The 17,507-nt window shown below is 67.8% G+C and carries 15 protein-coding genes; 10 read left to right on the top strand and 5 right to left on the bottom strand.

Annotated features, from left to right (window positions below; all coding sequences use genetic code 11):
- Window positions 1-12 precede the first annotated feature (12 nt).
- From NGF19_RS03780 to NGF19_RS03750, 7 genes are all read left to right on the top strand, one after another.
- Complete coding sequence (locus NGF19_RS03780; protein ID WP_252422124.1) at window positions 13-915, top strand: sugar ABC transporter permease; 903 nt, start codon at window positions 13-15, stop codon at window positions 913-915.
- A 226-nt stretch (window positions 916-1,141) separates the two neighbouring features.
- Complete coding sequence (locus NGF19_RS03775; RefSeq protein ID WP_252422123.1) at window positions 1,142-2,857, top strand: glycoside hydrolase family 13 protein; 1,716 nt, start codon at window positions 1,142-1,144, stop codon at window positions 2,855-2,857.
- Window positions 2,858-3,066: 209 nt separating this feature from the next.
- Window positions 3,067-3,468, top strand: a complete 402-nt coding sequence (locus NGF19_RS03770; RefSeq protein ID WP_252422121.1) for a DUF6507 family protein — start codon at window positions 3,067-3,069, stop codon at window positions 3,466-3,468.
- A 5-nt stretch (window positions 3,469-3,473) separates the two neighbouring features.
- A complete protein-coding gene (locus tag NGF19_RS03765; RefSeq protein WP_252422120.1) occupies window positions 3,474-5,750 on the top strand; it encodes a hypothetical protein in 2,277 nt (758 codons plus the stop codon).
- A gap of 25 nt (window positions 5,751-5,775) precedes the next feature.
- Entirely contained in the window at window positions 5,776-6,225 is a 450-nt protein-coding gene (locus tag NGF19_RS03760; RefSeq protein ID WP_252422227.1) for a hypothetical protein, read from the top strand.
- A 150-nt stretch (window positions 6,226-6,375) separates the two neighbouring features.
- Window positions 6,376-7,392, top strand: coding sequence for a hypothetical protein (locus NGF19_RS03755; protein ID WP_252422119.1), 1,017 nt, complete (start codon window positions 6,376-6,378; stop codon window positions 7,390-7,392).
- A gap of 57 nt (window positions 7,393-7,449) precedes the next feature.
- Window positions 7,450-8,886, top strand: coding sequence for a DUF6177 family protein (locus NGF19_RS03750; RefSeq protein WP_252422118.1), 1,437 nt, complete (start codon window positions 7,450-7,452; stop codon window positions 8,884-8,886).
- Between the two features lie 105 nt (window positions 8,887-8,991).
- On the opposite strand, the gene NGF19_RS03745 is transcribed toward NGF19_RS03750, so the two are convergent.
- The 4 genes from NGF19_RS03745 to NGF19_RS03730 form a co-directional block, all read right to left on the bottom strand.
- Entirely contained in the window at window positions 8,992-9,369 is a 378-nt protein-coding gene (locus NGF19_RS03745; RefSeq protein ID WP_252422117.1) for a hypothetical protein, read from the bottom strand.
- Between the two features lie 76 nt (window positions 9,370-9,445).
- The gene (locus tag NGF19_RS03740) at window positions 9,446-10,393 is read right to left on the bottom strand and encodes a transcriptional regulator (protein WP_252422116.1); all 948 of its coding nucleotides are present in this window, start codon (window positions 10,391-10,393) and stop codon (window positions 9,446-9,448) included.
- 245 nt (window positions 10,394-10,638) lie between these two features.
- Entirely contained in the window at window positions 10,639-10,833 is a 195-nt protein-coding gene (locus NGF19_RS03735) for a DUF397 domain-containing protein (RefSeq protein ID WP_252422115.1), read from the bottom strand.
- 8 nt (window positions 10,834-10,841) lie between these two features.
- Complete coding sequence (locus NGF19_RS03730) at window positions 10,842-11,693, bottom strand: helix-turn-helix domain-containing protein (protein ID WP_252422114.1); 852 nt, start codon at window positions 11,691-11,693, stop codon at window positions 10,842-10,844.
- 224 nt (window positions 11,694-11,917) lie between these two features.
- Here NGF19_RS03730 and NGF19_RS03725 point away from each other — a divergent pair, with 224 nt between their 5' ends.
- From NGF19_RS03725 to pulA, 3 genes are all read left to right on the top strand, one after another.
- On the top strand, window positions 11,918-12,334 hold the full coding sequence (locus tag NGF19_RS03725) for an ATP-binding protein (protein WP_252422113.1): 417 nt from the start codon (window positions 11,918-11,920) through the stop codon (window positions 12,332-12,334).
- A 205-nt stretch (window positions 12,335-12,539) separates the two neighbouring features.
- Window positions 12,540-13,922 carry an alpha-amylase gene (locus NGF19_RS03720; protein WP_252422112.1) on the top strand — a complete coding sequence of 461 codons (1,383 nt, stop codon included), beginning with the start codon at window positions 12,540-12,542 and terminating at the stop codon, window positions 13,920-13,922.
- A 47-nt stretch (window positions 13,923-13,969) separates the two neighbouring features.
- The gene (gene pulA, locus NGF19_RS03715) at window positions 13,970-16,726 is read left to right on the top strand and encodes a pullulanase-type alpha-1,6-glucosidase (RefSeq protein ID WP_308288443.1); all 2,757 of its coding nucleotides are present in this window, start codon (window positions 13,970-13,972) and stop codon (window positions 16,724-16,726) included.
- 52 nt (window positions 16,727-16,778) lie between these two features.
- On the opposite strand, the gene NGF19_RS03710 is transcribed toward pulA, so the two are convergent.
- On the bottom strand, window positions 16,779-17,495 hold the full coding sequence (locus tag NGF19_RS03710) for a TetR/AcrR family transcriptional regulator (RefSeq protein WP_252422110.1): 717 nt from the start codon (window positions 17,493-17,495) through the stop codon (window positions 16,779-16,781).
- Window positions 17,496-17,507 lie beyond the last annotated feature (12 nt).

Raw genomic sequence — 17,507 nt, 5'->3', positions numbered from 1 at the left:
GCAGGAGTCCCCATGAGCACCACCACCGTCGAGACCCCCGCCGCACAGGCCCCCGAGGCCACCCCGCGCCGCCGCACACGCCGCCGCGGCGAGCGCGGCCCGCTCGCCACCGTCGCCTCGCACGCCCTGCTGACCGTGGCAAGCCTCATCGCGCTCTTCCCGGTCGCCTGGCTGTTCTTCCTGTCCCTCGGCCCGGACAAGGACGACTATCTGCACCCCGGGCAGATCTGGCACAAGATGACGTTCGACAACTACGCGTTCGTCCTCCAGCACACCGACTTCTTCGACTGGCTCAAGAGCTCGCTCATCATCACGCTCGGCACCACCGCCATCGGCGTGATCCTCGCCGCCACCAGCGGCTACGCCGTCTCCCGGATGTGCTTCCCCGGCTACCGCAAGTTCATGTGGGTCCTGCTGGTCACCCAGATGTTCCCGGTCGCCGTCCTGATCGTGCCGATGTACCAGATCCTCTCGGACCTCGGCCTCATCGACACCTACATCGGCCTGATCCTCGTCTACTGCACCACCGTCGTGCCCTACAGCGCCTGGCTGCTCAAGGGCTACTTCGACACCATCCCCTTCGAGATCGACGAGGCCGGACGCGTCGACGGACTCACCCCGTTCGGCACCTTCGTCCGCCTGATCCTGCCCCTGGCCAGGCCCGGTCTCGCCGTCGCCGCGTTCTACAACTTCCTCACCGCGTTCGGCGAGGTCGCCTTCGCCTCCACGTTCATGCTGAGCAGCGACAAGTACACCTTCGCCGTCGGCCTGCAGAGCTTCATCAGCGAACACGACGCCCAGCGCAACCTCATGGCCGCCACCGCCGTGCTGGTCGCGATACCCGTCTCCGCGTTCTTCTACCTCGTACAGAAGAACCTGGTGACCGGCCTGACCGCGGGCGGCACGAAGGGCTGACCGCGACCGCGGGTGGCACGAAGGGCCGACCGGCTTCGCACCCCGAAGCTCCCGTGCGCCGTTGCCGCGCCGACAGCGGCGCTGTCATCCTCGGACACCCCTGCCCAGGAGATGCCGGCACCGTGGCCGCCCCGTCACCGCAGCCCACTCGACGCCCATGACCCGACATTCGCCCCCGTCCACGACCCCGTCCGGGCGGGGGACACCCCATCGCATTGAGGACGCCATGAGCCAGCACTCCACCGACCCGGCCCCGAACACCGGCCTCGCCACCGTCGCCGGCCACCGCGACTGGTGGCGCGACGCGGTGATCTACCAGGTCTATCCGCGCAGCTTCGCCGACAGCAACGGCGACGGCATGGGCGACCTGGAGGGCGTACGTTCCCGACTCTCCCACCTGCGCGACCTCGGCGTGGACGCCGTATGGCTCAGCCCCTTCTACGCCTCGCCGCAGGCCGACGCCGGCTACGACGTCGCCGACTACCGCGCCGTGGACCCCATGTTCGGCAACCTCATGGACGCCGACGCGCTGATCCGCGACGCCCACGCACACGGCCTGCGCATCATCGTCGACCTCGTCCCCAACCACTCCTCCGACCAGCACGAGTGGTTCAAGCGCGCCCTCGCGGAAGGCCCCGGATCGCCGCTGCGGGAGCGCTACCACTTCCGGCCCGGCAAGGGCGAGAACGGCGAACTCCCGCCCAACGACTGGGAGTCCATCTTCGGCGGGCCCGCCTGGACCAGGGTCGCGGACGGCGAGTGGTACCTGCACCTGTTCGCCCCCGAGCAGCCCGACCTCAACTGGAACCACCCCGCCGTCGGCGACGAGTTCCGCTCCATCCTGCGCTTCTGGCTCGACATGGGCGTCGACGGCTTCCGCGTCGACGTCGCCCACGGACTGGTCAAGGCGGACGGCCTGCCCGACCTCGGCACCCACGACCAGCTCAAGCTCCTGGGCAACGACGCCATGCCGTTCTTCGACCAGGACGGCGTCCACGCCATCTACCGCCAGTGGCGCACCATCCTCGACGAGTACGCGAATCGAAAGGGGCCCGAAGGGCCTTCCTCAGAAGGGCGGTGGTGGGAGACGGGCGGGCAGATCTTCGTCGCCGAGGCCTGGACCCCGACCATCGAGCGCACCGCCCTCTACGTCCGCCCCGACGAACTCCACCAGGCCTTCAACTTCCAGTATCTGGGCACCCATTGGGACGCCGCCGAACTGCGCGCCGTCATCGACACCACCCTCGATGCGATGCGTCCCGTCGGCGCCCCCGCCACCTGGGTGCTCTCCAACCACGACGTCACCCGGCACACCACCCGCTTCGCCCACGACCGCGCCCTCGGCACCCAGATCCGCGAGGCGGGCGACACGGCCCGGGGCCTGCGCCGCGCCCGCGCCGCCACCCTGCTCATGCTGGCCCTGCCCGGCTCGGCCTACCTCTACCAGGGCGAGGAACTGGGCCTGCCCGACGTCGTCGACCTCCCCGACGACGTCCGCCAGGACCCCGCCTTCTCCCGCGGCGAAGGCCAGGACGGCTTCCGCGACGGCTGCCGCGTACCGATCCCGTGGACCCGCACGGGCTCCTCGTACGGCTTCGGCGACGGCGGCAGTTGGCTGCCGCAGCCCGAAGGCTGGGGCGACCTGAGCGTCGAGGCGCAGCGGGGCGTGGCGGGCTCCACCCTGGAGCTGTACCGCACGGCCCTGGCAGCCCGCCGCGACCACCCCGACCTCGGCGCGGGCGAGAGCGTGGAGTGGCTCAAGGCCCCCGAGGGCGTCCTGGCCTTCCGCCGTGGCGAGTTCGTCTGCGTGGCCAACACCACGAACGAGCCGGTGACGACCCCGGCATACGGCGACATCCTGCTCGCCAGCACGGAGCTGACGATCGCGAACGGCGAGACGAAGCTCCCGGCGGACACGACGGTGTGGTGGACGACGGGCTGACGCCCACGCCCTTCCCGCCGATGTCCGGGGCCCGCCGTCCGCAGGGGACGGCGGGCCCCGTCGTGTTCCAAGTGGGGTGCGTTTGGCTTGAAGTACATGGCAGATGCAACAAGTCGCCCGATAGTGATGAAGGTCCTTCTGTCAGTGGTGTAGGAGACACTCAGCGCCGCTGAAGGAAGCTTTCGACGGAGGAACCACGGGGGGTTGGCGTGACGAAGTGGGACATCAGTCCGGGCGGGGTGGAGTCGATTCTGTCGTTGGTGGGGCTTGCGGCAGACGACCTGGGCAAGGACGTCAAGGGCTACGCGGGGAGCGTGGAGGAGGCAGTGCAGTTCGCGGGCACGATCAGCGGTCCGTACTGCGGTGCCGTACCGGTGGGCCCGGTGGGCGCGGCGGTGGCGAACTTCGTGACCGACACCGAAGGCCGTATCCGGTTCATGGTGGCCCGTATCCAGAAGACGATGGACGGGACGGTCAAGGCCACCACCGCATACGTCGCGGGGGATTTGGACATGGCCGCTCAAGCTCAGCGTGAGGCCGTCAAGGCGCCCACCCCGGCCGAACTGCGGGCCGTGGGCGAACAGAAGAGCCACCACGGGGGCGGGAAGTAACCGACGTGATCAACCCTGGCGAGATACCCCAGTACACCGGCGACTTCGACAAGTTGTCCACGGCGGTCACCGCCTTACGCACACATGCGATCGGCATCCGCAACAAGGGCCAGGACGTCCATTCCCGGTTCCAGGCGACGGCCGCGTACTACAAGGCACCGGAGGCGGACCAACTCTTCTCCTCCACCCAGCCGGTGATGGACACGGCCGACGACTTCGCCGCCGACATCGAATCCCTCGCCGACGCCTTGGACACCTTCATCAGCGAAGCGAAGCCGTACGCGAAACGCCTGGAGCGTCTGAAGGAGAAGGCGATCGCCTTCGTCGGCAGCGTGGAGGGCGACGACGACTGGACGGATGACCAGGACAAGGTCGACGCGCAAAAGGCCTTGATGGACGGCGTGGCGGTGGCGGTCGCGGGTTTCCAGGAGGCGGAACGCACCGCCGCCACCAAGATCAACGCGATCAGCCCGGCGCTGTGCCGACCTGGTTGGGTGGTCGACGACGGCAGCCACGCACCCGGTATGTACGGCCTGAGCGCCTCCACGATGAAGGACGCGAAGGAACTGCCGTGGGGCAGCGCGGAGGGCCGCACCTACGAGCGCTGGAGCCTGGACTGGTGGGGCCACGGCATCAAGAGCTGGGCCTGGGACGGCTTCGTCAAGGACGGCCTCTGGGGCAGCTTCATCGGCCTGGGCATCCTCGAGGACAACCTCCTGGGCGTCAACGGCTCCGTGGCCCAGCACGAGACCTGGGACCGCCTCAAGCGCACCGCCGTCGGCACCTACGCCTACGGCATGGACGCGGTCGGCCTGGGTGACCACCTGTCGGACTGGCAGCGCGGCAGCGAGGCGTACACGAAGGAGTTCGGGAAGCAGTTCGTCGCCTACGACATGTGGAACGAGGACCCGGCACGCGCTCATGGCCTCACCACGTTCAACCTCATCACCGTGGTCGGGGGAACCGCCGGGGCGCTCACCTGGCTGGGCAGGGGAAGCAGGGTCGCCGAGGCTGCGGGCACCGTCGCCAGGGCCGCAGACTTCCTGGACCCGATCTCCGGCACCGCGAGAGCGGCGAGAGCCCTCTCGGACCTGCCGAAGATCTCCGAGACACTGGCCCGCGTCAGCGAACACCTGAAACTGCCGAAGACGAAATTCCCCGACGGCGCCCTGGACGACCTCAGCAACCGCTACCGGGTCGACAAGGACGGCAACTTCATCGCCCTCAAACCCGATGGCACTCCCGATACCAGCCTGGCCCGGCATGAACTTGCTGCCGGTGACCGAGTCTCGATTGCCCAGCCACGTGATCGCGAGCTCGCGGGCGTCGGAGGCCGAGCGACGGAAGCCACCGACCGCAGCGGCGCATCACGGCACATGCCACCACATTCGTCACACGGCGCTACGGAAGCTTCCCTCCATTCGAGTCGACCCCACGAGGCCGCCGAGGCAGGCGCCCGTGCAGAACATGCCACTGGCGCCGCATACAGCAGCAGTCAGCCGCCGGGGCAGACAGTCAGAGAGGCCGGTGGCCACGCGGCTTCCGGTGAAGGCCACTCTGGGAGGCCCGCCGGAAGAGGAGCCGTCGAGCGGTCCGGAGGCGCCGGCGGGGCAGGAAGAAGCGGTTCCACGGGAGTCGGGCACGGCCATGACGCTCATGGTTCCGGCCCCGGCCACGACTCCGCTGATCACGATGCCGCGGGTACGCATGAGGCTCACGACCCGCCTACCAAAGACGACAGTTCGGCTGAAACGCACGAACACCACAGTGAGGGCGAGGGCAATGTCACCCGCCGTGAGCTTCCCCCAGGCACAGCCGAGCGCACCCTTCGCCAGATGCGGGCCATGCGCCACTCACGAGCACGGTACAAGGGCGCGGAGGACTACCTCCGCGAGATGGTGGGCGGTGCTCCTGAGCGACACTACCGCGTGCCGACCCATGACCATCCCTACTACCCTGTACGAGCACCGATGGGTCGTTATGTCGACGTTCCGGTGGATATGCCGGGCGGTCGCACTCTGGCCATTGAAGTAAAGCACTATCTTGAATGGCGTACGGTCACACTCAAAGACGGCAGCACTCGGAATGTGAGGGGTGAAGTCCCTCTGGATAAAAGAATCATTGAGGAAATCAACAAGGACCTGACGCTTCGGCGTCAGGATCCTAAGTTCGATCCGCGATGGGTATTCCTGCATGCGCCGCCATCCGAGGCTCTGAGGAAATATCTAATCCAGGCTCGCATCATATTCGTCGAGTACGGGCCGGCCCCTAAACAGCGGTAACTTATGAAAGGTGTGCAACGTGGCGATGGCGAGGGAACCAGACCTCCAGGGCTGGATCGAGGAAGGGCGCCGTAACATCATTGACGTGTCGGATATGCTCGGAATTCCATCTCATGTGTACAGCCGTGATCCGATGAGTCTCATTCCAGCGCTCCAGGACTATGTTTCCCGCGCGCCGCTCGATGAATTCGAGCAGTCAGACTGGATCACGCTGCATGCCGATCTGATGTCCTACGTCGCCGACTATCTCATCCAGAAGCACGGTGCGCGATGGGAGGTGGTGGACGATCCCACTGCACCACGCGGGTACCGCTTTGTCGTTGAGGCGACAGGACGCGACGGGCAGACACATCGGGTTGACCCTGCCGATGTGGTGAGACAGGAATTCTCCAGCCTTCCCATCGAGATCACCCGCATGCTGGCCAGCGCGGAACTCACCTTGGGCTTGTCCCCATGGGATGGTGACGGCGAATGAGAGAGCGTCAAGGAATCGCAGCATTCCCGACGGGAGAGCGATACATCGCTGATGTGCGGATTTCTTGACCTCTGCCGACGATGCAGCTCGTCGTACGTGATGGAAACCTTGTGATCCCGCCAGGAAGCAAGACCGACCAGAAGGGTCCTTGTGATCACCACCACCCGTGTCGGCGACTGGACGTGGGAACTCGCGACGGACAGCGGTGAAATCAGGCCCGCCCGTGCCGTTCAGACCTCGGTGACGGTCTGGGACGAACTGGCGAAGCGGAACCTGGCCGCGCCCGAGGGAAAGGCCAGAATTCTGGTTCGGAGCGGGGCCAAGCTGCGTGACGTCCGCTTCGACGCGAGCGGGCTGCACCTTGGGCCGGATCCCCTGGCTCCGGGGTCGGATCTCGCTCAGGCGATGGCAGAGGCCGAGGCGCTCGAGGGAGACTTCGTCCTCACCATCCGGATCGAATGCCCTGGGTACTGGCTGGAATCGGGAGTCAGACATCGAGCGGAGAAGCTGTTCAGCATCCAGGTGGAGGTCTGGGACGGTAACCAGCTCGTCGTGACACTGGAGACGTACTCCGACGCCTGGCTGACGATGGACACCCGCGATCGCGAGCAGCCCGAGGTGTACGCGGAGAACGCGCCCCGGCTCGCGGCCGCGCTGGACAGCATCTCGGCCGTACTGGGGGCTTCCCCCACACCGGGAGACGAGAACTGCTACGCGGCGCCGAGCTCGACCGGATTCAAGGACCTGAGAAGCGAGGGCCCCGCTTACGTCGATTCCTGGGGGACGTTTGAGGGGCTCAACCGGGCAAGCTTGCTGAGCGGCCGCATTCCGCCGTGTGAGGACGAGTACGAGTCGTACACCGAGCACCCGGTGCGGTACTTCACAGTTCAGCGGGAAGGGAGGACGCTCGGCTTCGTCTGGGCGTCCGTCGACGATGCCGCCGCCGGTTACGTACCTCGAACGGCAGTCGGTGACGAGGCATTCGAGGTGGGAGCGGGATGGCTGCTGTGTCTACGACAGGCCTACAGCCAAGGGCTCTCCCCGCTTGCCGCACTGAACTGGCTGGCTCAGGGACCATCGCATCCGGAACTCGGCCTGATCACCGAGGGCAGCCCTCGGGAAGCCGAATCTCTGGACGCCTTGGAGGAACTGTCGGGACGATACTGACGAGCCCATCTCCCTCGCTTCCATCCCCACCGGGAATCTCCTGCCGGAAAGCAGCACATGACCCAGGACGTCATAGCTCTCACCCCGCGCATGCCGGACACCAAGTCCCTGCTGGCCGCACTGCATGCCGGTGGTCCCGATCTGCGTGTGAACCGGGCAGGTGGAGGAGCCGTTGCCCAGTTGTGCACGGATGACGGGCGGCTCGTGGTCTCCGTCGAGGCTCCCCGTTACCTCCAGGTGCCGGGCGAGACAACTCGGTTGCTGGGGCCGGGGGTTCGGGCGGACGGGCCCGTGTGGTGGACCGAGGTGCGGGCAACCACCGGAATCGCGGAGGCCGTGCGGCTCGCAGGCTCCGTCGCGGGCCGGTTGACCGCGCTGCTCGGAGGCACCACATGGCCGCCCGAGGCCGCGCACACCGACGTGGTGACGGTCCCCACCACAGACAACGTGCCTGTCTCGCCCGTCGGCGTGGACGTACTCACCGACCTGGACGTACTCACCGAAACGGCCGCCGTCGTCATCCATGACCGTCCGGTCGTCGCCGCCACGACATGGCTCACCGAGGTGCTGCGGACCACAGGGCAGAGTCGACGGGAACTGTGCCTCATCACTTCGCCCCGTACCCGGCTCACCCTGCCCACCCGCACCGTGCTGGAGCGTATACCCGCACGCTGGGTCGTACGTCACCCCGAGAACGGCTACTACGACGGCCTCTCCGGAGCCGTACTGCGCTGGCAGAAGGGGCGCTTCACCCCGGCTGCCGACAACGGCCTCCGGATCGCGGACGCATACCGACCCACGCTCGACACCAGGGGTGAACGGCAGTTGCTGCTGTCCATCCGCACCATCCACCCCGCCCACGAGCACCTCCAGCTCGGCGGCGCCATGGAAGACGCGTGGCGGACCCTCACCGGCGCGCCGCCCAGCGGCTGGTCCACCGCCGAGCCGGTCAACGTCCCTTGGTCACAAAGGCAATTGACCGACCTGGCCCGCAGTCGCGCCCGCCGCTCCCAACCAACCTGGGCTGTCGCCGTAGGCACCTGCGACCGCCCTGCGATCGCCACCGTGCACATCGCCCACACCCCGAAGGGCGTAGAGGAGCACATCACCCTGGCGCTCGGCTACGGCGCCGACGAGACCGCCCCGATCAACCTGCTGCCCGAACTCGCCGAATCCCTCGCGGGCAGGCACAACCTCGCCACGATGATCAGCGAACTACGTGCGGCACGCGCGGACTTGACCACTCCGGCCCACTACGAGCCGCCGCCGATCCCGGTCTCTCTCACCCTGGGCCCCGACACCGTCGCCGAACTCGGCATCAGCCAAGCCCGCAACGCCCTGCCGAACAACACCCCCACCCGACTCGGCCCAACCACTCGCCCCGCCTTGCACTACCCACTTGGCGACGGCACCGACCCAGCCGCCTGGCAACGCCTGCACCACATCAACGAGCACCTCGAACGCGGAAGCGGGGAGACTGTACGGCCATCTTGAGATCCGCCGTGCACACGGCCTCGGCGGGAGCGGTCCGAGATGGAGTGAACCACTCCAGTGATGTCGCCCCCTTCCCGACGCGAGCCTCCTCAGACTGCACGGCAGTTACTCGCCGAACGTCAGCGCCTCGTCCGTCCGTTCCTCGGCATCGTCGTCCGGGTCCGCGTCGACGATTCCGATGCGGATGCCGCGTGACTCGGCGACGCGAAGAACATCGGTCAGGCTCTCCGCCAGCCGAGACGAGATGAACTTGAGTTCGTGGGCGCCGAGCTTGTGGGAGTCCTCCAGCAGGCCCCGCGCGTGGGCCAGTACCTCGCGACTGTCACGCATCTGCACGGCTTCCATGGCGTCCGCCGATCCGGAGAGCACGCCGCCCTCGCTCGCGGCCGACAGCCGGCAAGGCTTGCCCTCGTTCGTCCAAGGGAGCAGCCTCGGCGTTCCCACCCAGCCGTTCCCGTCCTCGCGTACCAGTTCATTCGCCATGCTTCGACGCTACGAACCGCGCTGGCCCGCGTCGATGGCACTTTGACGGGTCGGCGGTCGGAAGTGCCACACGGCGTCACACGGGCAGTCGCACCAAGTCGGCGAGCTCGCGCATCTCGGGCGTCAGGGTCCGTCGTTTGCTCACGATCCGGCCCAGGATGTCGCGGGCGTACCTTTGATTCGGCAGCCACTGCGGGGAGCCCTCGCGGATCTTCTGGAAGGTGTCCACGGCCTCCGCGTACTGCCTGAGTTCTGTTTGGGCGCCGGCGACGTCGAGCAGGTGCCGGTTCCGGTTGTTCGAGTTCGGCTCCAGGCAGCCTGTGGGGATCTTCGCGGCCAGGCCGAGCACCTTGTCCGGCCGCATCGCCACCATGGCGTTCTCCGTGCGCTTCAGGGCCACCGTGATCGGCCCGAAGGTCCGCAGGAAGTCGCCCTCCGGCGTGCATTCGGTGCCAAGGGCTACGGCGGCCGAGTTGGCAAGTCTCAAGGCGTCCCTGGCTTCGCCGGGTCGGTTGTCACGGATCGCCGCGGCCGACAGGCGCAGCAAGAGCCACCCCCAGGTGCTCAGTTCGGCCTGTGTCGCACGGGACATGCGTGGCTCGACTTCGTCGGCCCAGTGGGCAGCCAGCTCTCGGGCCTCCCTCAGTCTCCCTTGACGTAGCAGAAGCCAGCACTGGGTGTTGACGGTCGCAGCGCTCTGTATCGGGTCGGTCGCGTCGTCCAGAGCCCGCTCCAGAGCCAGCTCGGCGGCGTCGAACTGCCGCGTCTGGACCATGAGCCAGCCGGTGAGTTCCAGCAGGCGTGCGCGGAGCGGTCGGCCGCGAGGGTCCGCCTCGGTGAGTACTTCGACGTCACGCAGGAGGGGCGGGAGGGCTGTTCCGAGCTCGGTGAAGCGGTCCTTGGCGAACAGGGGCACAGTCGCCTGGAGGGCGTCTCGCAGGCCGCCGAGGGTCGGCTCTTCGGAGAGTTCGTCCGGCCGGGGAGAGACTGCGAGGGCGGTGCGTACGGGCCACCAGCGATCCAAGTCGCCCTTGTCGACGGCGGATTCTGCGTGCTCGGCGATCAGTCGCGTGGTCGGAACCTTCAGCGCGCTCGCGAGTCGACGTGCGGTCTCCAGCCGGGTATCGCTGCGTTCTCCTTGCTCCAGCTTGCGGACGAGCGAGAGGGAGACGCCCGACCGCTCGGAACCTGCGGCGCCTCTCGATCGGCGCCCAGGATCTCAGACGGCCATCAACGCGGGCGGCTGGACTGACAGATCAGGAGGAAGCGTCACCGCCAGGGAGCGGCCTTAACGGATTGGAGGAAGGCGGTGAAGGCTTCGGTCGGGAAGGAGAGGGTGGCTCTGGCCGGGGCTTTGGAGTCGCGGACGGCTATGCGGGTGCGGCGGTTCGCGACTTCCACGCAAGCGTTGCCGTCGCCGCTGCCGGAGTAGGACGACTTCCGCCAGTTGTCGGAGCTGGTCACCGAGCGCCTCACAGTTCCTTGGTCAACCTGTGGATGAGGTCACGCGACCGCTTGGGGTCGAGCGACACTGCCTCAACTCTACGGAAGAGTGTTCGGAAGACGTCGAGTTGTGCTTCGGAGTCGATGAAGAGCGCTCCGTGAGGGCCGTCGCGCACCACTGTGTCGAGCTTCGGGACAGGGCCACCGGCGTACACCATGGCGGCTGTGATGTCGGCGAAGTCGTCCAGTTCGAAGGGGATTACGCGGACGGTCACGTGGTCCGCTTCCGAGAGTTCCAGGATGCGGGCGAGCTGAGTCAGTGAGGCAGCGCGTCCGCCTACCTTGATCCGCAATGCTGCCTCGTGCACCAGCGCTTCGTAGAGGACCGCCTCTGCGCGCTCGATGATGGCACGTCGCTGCATCCGATGACGTACCCGCAACTCCAGTTCGTCTTCGTGCAGTTCCGGGACACGGCGGGAGAAGAGTGCTCGCGCGTAGCCCTCGGTCTGGAGTAGGCCGGGGACGTGCAGGAAATCCACGTCCCATCGGTAGGTGCAGTGGTGTTCCAACTCTGCCAGGTCCAGGAACGAATTGGGCAGTAGCCCTCGGTACTCCTCCCACCAGCCGCGTGTGCGATCGGTAGCCAGTGCGACCAGGGCGTTGATGAACTCGTCATCCGTACAGGCGTAGTGGGAAGCGAAGCGGCGTAGGCGCTGCTCACTCACACCCGTGAGGCCTGACTCGATGTGGCTGATCTGGACGCGACCCGCTCCAATCAACTCCGCTGCCTCACGAGCGGAGAGTCCTGCTGCGTCACGGAGGCGTCGCAGTTCGACCGCCAGGCGCATCTGGCGTGCCGTGGGTTCGCGCCTCAGGACCATCGATTGCTCCTCGGTTCAACACGACTGTCGGTGCAACTCGTTCGGGGTCAGATTACGGGATTCGTTTGCTGCGGATGACAAGTTAGTCCTACTGTCGGTGATGCGACGCACACGCTGCGCAATGTCGGGTTCCCGGAAGCGCACCGCACCGTCCTGCCAAGACGGTCGCGGCAATGCCACCGCACGCCCACCGCAATCAACCCCCAGAGAATCGGAGTTGAGCCATGTCTGAAAACGTGGACGAACCCTGGGAGTACTGCCTCTGCATCCCGAACGACCTGCGCGCCGTCACCATCAGTCGCCGGACCCTCCGGCTGATCCTCACCATGCACGGGCTGATCCGCCTCGTCGACACCGCCGAACTCCTCGCCACCGAACTGATCTCCAACGCCGTACGCCACACCAAGGGGCCCGCCGCGCTCCGTGTGCGCTGGTCCGCGGGGGTGCTGCGGATCGGCGCGTGGGACGCCGACCCCGCGCCGCCGGAGCCGCCCGTTGCGCTGGAGCGGCTCCACGACATGGAGGAGGGGCGGGGGTTGGCGTTGGTCCGGGCCTGTGCCGATCTGTGGGGCTGGCAGCCGCTGTCGAAAGACGGCGATCGGGGCAAGGTCGTGTGGTGCGAACTGGGCGCAGCGGCCTGACCGGGTTCTTGGCTACGAGGTCGCAGGCCCCCAAGTAGCCAAGATCTCGCCCCCGTTGGACATATGTGACGGGAGCATGCCCGAGGGGTTGACCCCTGAAGTCAGGGGCTCATACGGTCTGCTGCACTGCAAGATGCTGAAAGTTGCAGCAAGTCCCTTCAAGGGGCCACGCCCCCCGCAGGCCACTCCGCAAAGGACCCCCCACATGGCCAAGAGAACGCTCTCCGGTGCCCTCGCTCTCACCGCCGCCGCGGCCGTCGCCCTCGCCGTCCCCGCGGGGACCGCCCACGCCGCCCCGCCCGGCGCCAAGGACGTCACCGCCGTCCTCTTCGAGTGGAACTTCGCCTCCGTCGCCAAGGAGTGCACCAACACCCTCGGCCCCGCGGGCTACGGCTACGTCCAGGTCTCCCCGCCCGCCGAGCACATCCAGGGCTCCCAGTGGTGGACCTCGTACCAGCCGGTCAGCTACAAGATCGCGGGCCGTCTCGGCGACCGCACCGCCTTCCAGAACATGGTCAACACCTGTCACGCGGCGGGCGTGAAGGTCGTCGCCGACACCGTCATCAACCACATGTCCGCCGGAAGCGGCACCGGCACAGGGGGCTCCTCGTACACCAAGTACAACTACCCCGGCCTCTACTCCGCCGCCGACTTCGACGACTGCACCTCCGAGGTCAGCAACTACCAGGACCGGTGGAACGTCCAGCACTGCGAACTCGTAGGCCTCGCCGACCTCGACACCGGTGAGGAGTACGTCCGCAAGACCATCGCGGGCTACATGAACGACCTGCTCGGCCTCGGCGTCGACGGCTTCCGTATCGACGCCGCCAAGCACATCCCCGCCGAGGACCTGGCCGACATCAAGTCGCGGCTCACCAAGCCCTCCGCGTACTGGAAGCAAGAGGTCATCTACGGCGCGGGCGAGGCCGTCCAGCCGAGCGAGTACACCGGCAACGGGGACGTCCAGGAGTTCCGTTACGCCTACGACCTCAAGCGGGTCTTCAACAGCGAGAAGCTCGCCTATCTCTCCAACTTCGGTGAGGCCTGGGGGTACTTGGGCGGGTCCGGCGCCGGTGTCTTCGTCGACAACCACGACACCGAGCGCAACGGCTCCACCCTCAACTACAAGAGCGGCGCCAACTACACCCTGGCGAACGTCTTCATGCTCGCCTGGCCCTACGGCTCGCCCGACATCAACTCCGGCTACGAATGGTCCGACGCGGACGCCGGTCCGCCCAACGGCGGCCAGATGAGCGCCTGTTGGCAGAACGGCTGGAAGTGCCAGCACGCCTGGCCGGAGATCAAGTCGATGGTCGCCTTCCGCAACGCCACCCGCGGCGCCGCCGTCACCAACTGGTGGGACAACGGCAACAACCTCATCGCCTTCGGCCGCGGCACCAAGGGCTATGTGGTGATCAACCACGAGAACACCACGGCCGACCGCTCGTACCAGACCTCGCTGCCCGCCGGAACGTACTGCGACGTCCAGGGCAACCGGACCGTGACCGTCGACAGCAGCGGCTGGTTCCAGGCCTCCCTCGCCCCGAACACCGCCCTCGCCCTCTACGCGGGCAAGTCGACCTGCTGATCCCTTCACGCCTCCAACCTGCCGTCCCCCGCAAGGAGTTCTCGCCCGTGAGACCGAGACCGCCGGTGCCCCAGGTGCGCCGCACCCCGTACCACAGAAGGGTCGCGGCCACCGTCGCCACCGCACTCGCCGCCATGCTCCTCCACCCCGTCGCGGCGCGGGCGGTGGCACCCTCCGCGCTTCCCCGGCCCCAGGGCAGCGCCGCCGCCCTCGACCTGACCACCTCCAAGGCGATCTGGCTCGACCGGAACACCCTCGCCTGGAACGGCGTCGACGGCGCCGCCTCCGCCCGACTCCTGTACTCCCACGACGGATCCATCACCGTGCGGGACGGCGCGCTCACCAGCGATGACGAGCGTCGGCTGAGGCTGACCAGGACGACACTCACCGACGCGCAGAAGGCGAAGTTCCCCCATCTGAAGGACGCCACCGCCTGGTCCGTCGACCCGCGCGACCGCGACCGGGTGCGCGCGGCCCTCAGCGGTCAGATCGTCGCCTCGCAGCAAGCCGCGAACGGCGCCGTCCTCGCGGCGACCGGCGTTCAGATCGCCGGAGTCCTCGACGACCTCTACGACGCGACCACCGCCGACCTCGGCCCGACCTTCCGGCAGAACCGCCCCACCCTGTCCCTGTGGGCACCGACCGCGCAGAGCGTCTCCCTGGAGCTGGACGGCTCCACAGCCGCGACGAAGACAGCCGCGACGAAGACCATCGCCATGAAGCGCGACGACGCCACCGGCGTCTGGTCCGTCACCGGCCCGGCGTCCTGGAAGAACAAGCCCTACCGGTACGTCGTGACGGTGTGGGCGCCCAGCGTCCGCAAGATCGTCACCAACAAGGTCACCGACCCGTACTCCCTCGCGCTCACCGCGAACTCCGAGCGCAGCCTGGTCGTGGACCTCGGCGACAAGTCCCTCGCGCCGGGCGGCTGGTCGACCCTGCACAAGCCCCGGGCCGTACCGCTGCGGGACGCCCAGATCCAGGAACTGCACATCCGCGACTTCTCCGTCGCCGACACCACCGTCCCGGCCAAGGACCGGGGCACCTACCTCGCCTTCACCGACAAGAGCGGCGACGGCTCCCGGCATCTGCGCGACCTGGCGAAGGCGGGCACCTCGTACGTCCACCTGCTGCCCGCCTTCGACATCGCGACGATCCCCGAGAGGAAGTCCGAACAGGCCACCCCCGACTGCGACTTGGCCTCCTACCCCGCCGACTCCGAGCAACAGCAGAAGTGCGTCGGCGCCACCGCCGCGAAGGACGCCTACAACTGGGGCTACGACCCGTACCACTTCACCGTCCCCGAAGGCTCCTACGCCACCGACCCCGACGGCACCCGCCGCACCGTCGAGTTCCGCAGCATGGTCAAGGCGCTGAACGAGGACGGCCTGCGGGTCGTGATGGACGTCGTCTACAACCACACCGCGGCCAGTGGGCAGGCGGACACCAGCGTCCTCGACAAGATCGTGCCGGGCTACTACCAACGCCTGCTCGCCGACGGGTCCGTGGCCAACAGCACCTGCTGCTCCAACACCGCGCCGGAGAACGCGATGATGGGCAAGCTGGTCGTGGACTCGATCGTCACCTGGGCCAAGGAGTACAAGGTCGACGGCTTCCGCTTCGACCTCATGGGCCACCACCCGAAGGCCAACATCCTCGCGGTCCGCAAGGCCCTGGACGCGCTGACCGTGGAGAAGGACGGCGTCGACGGCAAGAAGATCATCCTGTATGGCGAGGGCTGGAACTTCGGCGAGGTCGCGGACGACGCCCGCTTCGAGCAGGCCACCCAGCAGCACATGGCCGGCACCGGCATCGCGACCTTCTCCGACCGCGCCCGCGACGCCGTACGCGGCGGCGGCCCCTTCGACGAGGACCCGGGTGTCCAGGGCTTCGCCTCCGGCCTGTACACCGACCCCAACCCCGCCGCCGACAACGGCACGAAGGCCGAGCAGAAGGCCCGCCTGCTGCACTACCAGGACCTCATCAAGGTCGGCCTCACCGGCAACCTCGCCGCCTACCGCTTCACCGACAGCGGCGGCAAGGAGGTCACCGGCGCCGACGTCGACTACGGCGGAGCACCCGCCGGGTACGCGGACGCGCCCGGTGACGCCCTCGCCTACGCCGACGCGCACGACAACGAGTCCCTGTTCGACGCGCTCGCCTACAAGCTGCCGAAGGACACCTCGGCGACCGACCGCGCCCGGATGCAGGTCCTCGCCATGGCCACGGCCGGTCTCTCGCAGGGCCCCTCGCTCTCCCCGGCCGGATCCGACCTGCTGCGCTCCAAGTCCCTGGACCGCAACTCCTATGACAGCGGCGACTGGTTCAACGCCATCCACTGGAACTGCCGCGACGGCAACGGCTTCGGGCGCGGACTGCCGACGGCCGCCGACAACCGGTCCAAGTGGGCTTACGCGAAGCCACTGTTGACCACCGTCGCCGTGGGTTGCGACCAGATCGACGGCGCCTCCGCCGCGTATCGGGACCTGTTGAAGATCCGTACGACCGAGCCCGCCTTCTCCCTCGCCACCACCGACCAGGTGCAGTCGCGACTCTCCTTCCCGCTGTCCGGCAAGGACGAGACGCCCGGCGTGATCACCATGGAACTGGGCGACCTGGTCGTCGTCTTCAACGCGACGCCGGACGAGCAGCGGCAGACGGTCACCTCCCTCGCCGGGAAGCCCTACGCCCTGCACCCGGCACAGGCCACGGGCGCGGACCCCGTCGTCAAGACGTCCTCGTACGCGGCGGACACCGGCACGTTCACCGTTCCGGGCCGCACCGTGGCGGTCTTCTCCCGCTAGGGAAGCAGTGGGGCGGGCCCGATCTCCGGGTCCGCCCCCGCCTACGCCTGAGTCAGGACGCCAGCGCCACCAACCGCCCGACCAGATCCCCGAACGGCCCGTCCCCCGGCTCCTCCCGCAGGATGCCGTGCAGCACCGCCGCCATCTCGGCGTCGTACGCGGCGGACACCGCCAGCAGCGCCGCGAAGTCATGTACGAGCTGCCTCTCCAGCTCGTCGCGCGGCACTCGGCGGCCGTCCAGCCAGATCAGGGCCGTCGACTCGACCAGCGAGATCCACGACCTGATCACCAACTCAAGCCGTACCGGCGGCTCCTGGACCCGAAGATGCGCGAGGATCTGGGCGTACGCGGCCTGTCGCACCGAGTCGATCAGCGCGTGCGTCCGCGACAGCGCGTCCCTGGAGCGGGTGTTGCCCGCCGAGACCGCGGGGCCGCTGCGCATCAGCGCCGCGAAGCCGGGACCGTGGCCGTCGACAAAGTCGAAGAAGCGGCCCATCACGCGCAGCAGCCGCGCCCCCAGCGGGCCCTCCTGCGGCTCCACGAACCGCGCCGCGAGATCCTCCGACGCCCGCTTCAACGCCGCCTCGTACAGGCTGAGTTTGCCGGGGAAGTAGTGATAGAGCAGCGGGCGCGAGATACCCGCCGCGGACGCTATCTCGTCGATGGAGACCTCGTCGGGAGAGCGTCGGCTGAACAACTCGAGTGCTACGCAGATGAGTTGCTGACGTCGCTCTTCGACTCCCATCCTGCGGCGGACCCCGGTCGTCATACGAACACCCTA

It is taken from the genome of Streptomyces macrolidinus (genome assembly GCF_023887685.1).
Taxonomy (GTDB): domain Bacteria; phylum Actinomycetota; class Actinomycetes; order Streptomycetales; family Streptomycetaceae; genus Streptomyces; species Streptomyces macrolidinus.
This window is presented reverse-complemented; position numbering and strand designations above follow the sequence as displayed.